Origin of the sequence: Mesorhizobium norvegicum (genome assembly GCF_004919685.1) — a bacterium.
GTDB lineage: Bacteria > Pseudomonadota > Alphaproteobacteria > Rhizobiales > Rhizobiaceae > Mesorhizobium > Mesorhizobium norvegicum.
Map to the genome: position 1 here is coordinate 1 of NZ_SMYZ01000162.1, position 1661 is coordinate 1661.

Genomic DNA, 1661 nt, shown 5'->3' on the forward strand with positions numbered 1-1661 from the left:
AGGACAGAGGGGGGTGCCTCGCATCAGCGGAGGTCATTTCACCCCGGCAGCCTCTCCTCAATCACCCGCGCCGAGCCCGGCACCAACTGCCCGTCATGATCGAAGCGCAGCACCACCACCCAGTTGAACACGTCATCGGGCCATTCGCCGTTCGGCAGCAGCGCCGTCGGATCGGCGCCGAACGCCTTGAGGAGCTTCGCCATCTGGCCGTGATGCCAGGCGATCAGGATCGACCTGCCATGGCTTTCGCTGGCGAGAGCCGCAACGAGGCCTTGGACATCCTTGTCGGCGAAGCGCTGGTCGATGGGCAGTTTCAGTGACTTGGCGAGCGGCGTCAGCGTCAGCCGTTCGCGCGCGCTGTTGCTGGAATCGGCAGTGGCTACCAGCACATCGGGCCGGAACGGCCCGCCGTCCAGAATAAAAGGCTGGAAGTAGGCGACATAGGCTTGCGCGCGGGCTTCGCCCTCGGGCGACAGGCCGGTGCCGCTGTCGGTCTTTTCGCCGTGGCGGACGATCAGAACCGTGGTGTCGGCAAGCCCGGTGGTGGTGTCGCCGCCGGCATGGGTGGACAAGGCAAGCGCCATCACCCACAAGGCTGCGAGAACAAGGCGTTTCATGTCGGGTCCTTCCGGCGGGAGGCGGTTTCCAAGGCCCCCAATCAGCGCATCAATCCGACGGAATCAGGGCCGCCGTGGTGTCAGGCCAGCCGGGTGGTCAAGATGCATGGCGCCTCACGCAGCTTCCCTTGCCCAGAGCCTGTGGTCATGGCGGCGGAAGTAGCGCGCCACCAGGCGCTGTTGCTTGGCCCTGACGAGGTCGGGCAGGCGCCGCTCCTGGCGCCAGCGCGGCATGTTGCGCCAGCAGGCGATAAAGTGGGCTGCGTCCTCGATGGCTTCCTGCGCTGACAGCGCCGGGGCGATCGCCGCCTGGAACAGCGTCTGCGACTGCTTCAGCTCGTCGATGACAGCCTTGCGCCGGAAATGATCCTGGCGGGCGTGGGCAATGCCGTTGCGGCGGATCGCCTCGAAAGCTTCAAGCAAGGCAGGGCTGTCGCCGGTGTAACCGCAGGAGCGGGCGAAATCGGCGGCTTCCATCGTCACTCCCGGCTCGACGCGGCGGCGCGTTCGCGCCCCGACTCACATTTGCGAGATTATGTAAGCATAACTCAAAAATTGACAGAAGAAAAACTTTTGGGCGTGTTTGAAAACTGCGACTCGACTCCCGGCGCAAAACGCAGGAATATGTGAACAAATCAGGAACAAAAGGCGAGGGAGGGGCGATGGCGTTGCCGGGCAAGGAAGCAGTGATCGCGCATGTCGTCTCGATCTCGGTCGAGTGCGCCGATTGCGGCCGCAACAGATGGTGGCGGCCCGATCAGTTGAAGCGGTTCGGGGTGACGGGCAACACGCCGCTGGCCGCCTTGTCGGGCCGCATCGTCTGCGCGGCCTGCCGCGCCGACGGCCTGCCGGGCGCGACCGTTGCGATCCAGGCGGCGTTCATCGACGAGCGCCAACGCGTGCGCAGCGAAGCGCAGATGCTGAGTGACAGAGAGGTGCCGCTGGAGGGGTCGCGGCGGGCTTGAGGGGGCTGGTTTTGCCTTCTCCCCCTGTGGGAGAAGGTGGATCGACGCGTAGCGACGAGACGGATGAGGGGTGTTCCAG

General features: G+C 65.3%; 3 protein-coding genes. 1 reads left to right on the plus strand and 2 read right to left on the minus strand.

Annotated elements, in window-relative coordinates; genetic code table 11:
* Positions 1–38 precede the first annotated feature (38 nt).
* Together FCU66_RS40195 and FCU66_RS40200 are read right to left on the minus strand one after the other, a co-directional pair.
* Positions 39–617 carry a flagellar basal body-associated protein FliL gene (locus FCU66_RS40195; RefSeq protein WP_246094212.1) on the minus strand — a complete coding sequence of 193 codons (579 nt, stop codon included), beginning with the start codon at positions 615–617 and terminating at the stop codon, positions 39–41.
* 114 nt (positions 618–731) lie between these two features.
* On the minus strand, positions 732–1094 hold the full coding sequence (locus tag FCU66_RS40200; protein ID WP_168992163.1) for a hypothetical protein: 363 nt from the start codon (positions 1092–1094) through the stop codon (positions 732–734).
* Positions 1095–1279: 185 nt separating this feature from the next.
* Between FCU66_RS40200 and FCU66_RS40205 the strand changes: the two genes are divergently transcribed.
* Positions 1280–1582, plus strand: coding sequence for a hypothetical protein (locus tag FCU66_RS40205; RefSeq protein ID WP_136621881.1), 303 nt, complete (start codon positions 1280–1282; stop codon positions 1580–1582).
* Positions 1583–1661: the final 79 nt, after the last annotated feature.

Bases quoted from the DNA above. Each gene is read 5' to 3' on its own strand.
- FCU66_RS40195 (WP_246094212.1), bottom strand. From the start codon at position 617: ATGAAACGCCTTGTTCTCGCAGCCTTGTGGGTGATGGCGCTTGCCTTG.
- FCU66_RS40205 (WP_136621881.1), top strand. From the start codon at position 1,280: ATGGCGTTGCCGGGCAAGGAAGCAGTGATCGCGCATGTCGTCTCGATC.
- FCU66_RS40200 (WP_168992163.1), bottom strand. From the start codon at position 1,094: ATGGAAGCCGCCGATTTCGCCCGCTCCTGCGGTTACACCGGCGACAGC.